A 2,583-nucleotide genomic window follows, 5' to 3' on the forward strand; every position below is an offset into this window, starting at 1 on the left:
AACGACCGGGCGCTGATTCGGTTGATGTAACCGTACTGGTTGGTCGGGACCCGCGGCGCGGATTCCCGATCGCACCACATGTAGAGGTGGTGGTCCTTCCAGTTATAGGCCAGCGATTGGCCGTGGCCGGTCGTAAAAATCGGGCCAACCTTGATATACTTGTGAATTTGCTTTTGGGTCTTCGAATATTTGCCGTGGTGCTTATGGTAAGCATTTTTCAACTGCTGTGGGTGAAGCTGGATCCCCATTGCGTCAAGCTTTTTGATATTGAAGCGAACAATTCGCCCCTTATTATGTAGGTTAGTTGGGCAGTAAACAATGTACATATAATGTTTCCCATTCATGGCAATTGACTGCGGATTCCCCCACCGCTGACCATCTTTTCCAGGCAGCGGCAGTAGATACCGCGTCCGAAAGGTGACCTTTGTTCCGCGTTCGGCTTTAATCGTGTGCTCGTCATCGGTATTTGAAACATGGTAATACTGTTTGGGCACCTTAACGTAGTGAACCTTCGAGTTATTCAAGTTGCGCAGTGACCCTTTATGAAGCGCAGACGATCGCTGGTGGTAAACATGATACTTCGCGTGGGCCGTGATTGGCGCCCCGATTACTACAAATAATATCGCGCAAATAAGCGCCTTAAAAAGCCTCATACAATTCCCCCTCAGAAATGAATGAATCTTAAGATTTTATAAAATTCAGATACAAAGATAATTTTATCCTTTTACTTAACGAAAGTAAATGTTTTTAATGAATGATTTGTAATAGTAAGAACTAAAAAACAGGCCCCAAACACATTGAAAGCCTGAAACTTCCAGTGATATCAGAGCCTGTTGTAACGCGTTTAAATTCAGTATGTAAAGGTTTATTTTGCAAGCGGATCAACAAAATTGTCGTTGTGCAGTGAAACGTTCGGTCGAAACTTCTTGCCAACCTTTTCCCACTCAAAATTGGAGCTGACTTTAATCTTTTGGTCTTTTTTATCCACCTCAGTGATTAAAATCAGCCGGTGATCAAACACGGTTCGTGTGCGTTGATAGTCAGGTGTATCTGCCAGAATCTTGGTATTCTTCCGGGTAAATCCCCCAAGGTCAATCAAATCATAATCCATTTATACCCCTCCTCATTCTAAACACCTTAATTATAAGCAACTGGAGAAAATATGCCTAAATTGGGCAGATAGGCGTTTAGATTAGCTGTCTCTTATTTCAAGAATAACTTTAATGCTCGCGTTATCTCATCTATTTGCACTCATGGTCTGTAACTTATTGCCGACATCACCGCTCTAACAACAATTCGAAGCGACTAGTCCATCATCACCCGTCAACCGAAATAAACAGACGCCTTGGAAATTCTTTCTGCCATCGATTCAAATCGCCCCAAAAGGCCAAAAATGAAAATTCCCAAGTTTTTGGATAATCGCCAAAAAGTGGGGAAAGCCGGCACGTACAAATTATGGAAACAAAACGCTCAGTTCTTAGAGCCACAAGGGATTGATATACTAGACGATTTATTTGACGGTCATTCCAAATTAGGCCATAATTTGATTAATATCGTACACATATAATAGGTATGTTATATTTTTTGAGTACTTCGAGCATATTTCTAACATAACGAAGCACATCTTTGGCTTTTATGCCAGCATGCCTCAGTAAATGACGGGGGGATTGGATTGGATTACACACTTTTCTTTGAGAAAAACGACCAGCTGTCATACATGCTTTTACAGCGATTCTACGCCAAACGAGACCGCCTCGTGACGATCTCTTCGGTGCTGGATCAACTGCCCATCTCTGAATATAAGTTGTCGCAGTTGTTAACGTCCATTAACCGTGACTTGGAAAAAATTCAGTATTCAAATCATTCACAAATCACCACACCCGAAAAGAATATTTTGAAGGGCGAAAACATCACCAAAACCGTCCTGAACGAAATTCGACTGGTCTACCTCAAACGGTCGGTCTTGTTTGCGCTGTTTCAATACAACTTTTTGCAATCCAAAATGGTCTCAAAGGCCACCTTCATGAAGAAACACTTTATCAGTAAGACGAAGTTCTATTCAACAGAAGTTCAACTCCGAAGCATTCTCAACGATTCGGATTTCTACAACTCACCGAACATCGTCAATAATTACGAATACGTTTTGAGATTACATATTTTCGAATTCTTCTATACTGCCTTTAACGGCATTGACAGTCCGTTTGAGGACCTCAACGTAAAAATCAACAATCTCATCATCCGAATTCAGGCCCAGTTTTCATTTCTCATCAAGCCGGTTCAAAAAAGTAAGCTGGAAATCTTTCTCAAGGTCTGGATTCTGCGGATGCAAAACGGCCACTATATCAACGACCGGATCATCCCGCCGGCCCACGTGACCCCGGCCGTTCGTGAAAAGCTCACCAGTATTCAAAAGTTCATCGAAGATCAATTCAACTGCAAGCTCAGGGGCGAAGAAAATAACTACCTGTATACGTTTTTGCTGACTCAAGAATACGTCGACGGCCTCCAAGACGTCCTTACCAAGGATGATTACCCCTTGGCCTACGATTTGTCCGACCAACTGATCAACGCTTTAAAAACAGA

At 42.5% G+C, this 2,583-nt stretch carries 1 protein-coding gene and 2 pseudogenes; 1 reads left to right on the forward strand and 2 read right to left on the reverse strand.

Annotation, left to right across the window (positions count from 1 at the left end):
* Nucleotides 1-653 (reverse strand): annotated as a pseudogene (locus AB3112_RS10580) (hypothetical protein); the annotation flags it as partial.
* Between the two features lie 212 nt (nt 654-865).
* The gene (locus tag AB3112_RS10585; protein ID WP_084973310.1) at nt 866-1,111 is read right to left on the reverse strand and encodes a hypothetical protein; all 246 of its coding nucleotides are present in this window, start codon (nt 1,109-1,111) and stop codon (nt 866-868) included.
* Between the two features lie 561 nt (nt 1,112-1,672).
* Between AB3112_RS10585 and AB3112_RS10590 the strand changes: the two are divergent.
* A pseudogene (locus AB3112_RS10590) lies at nt 1,673-2,583 on the forward strand (hypothetical protein); the annotation flags it as partial.

It is taken from the genome of Lentilactobacillus sp. (assembly GCF_040773105.1).
Lineage (GTDB): Bacteria > Bacillota > Bacilli > Lactobacillales > Lactobacillaceae > Lentilactobacillus > Lentilactobacillus parabuchneri.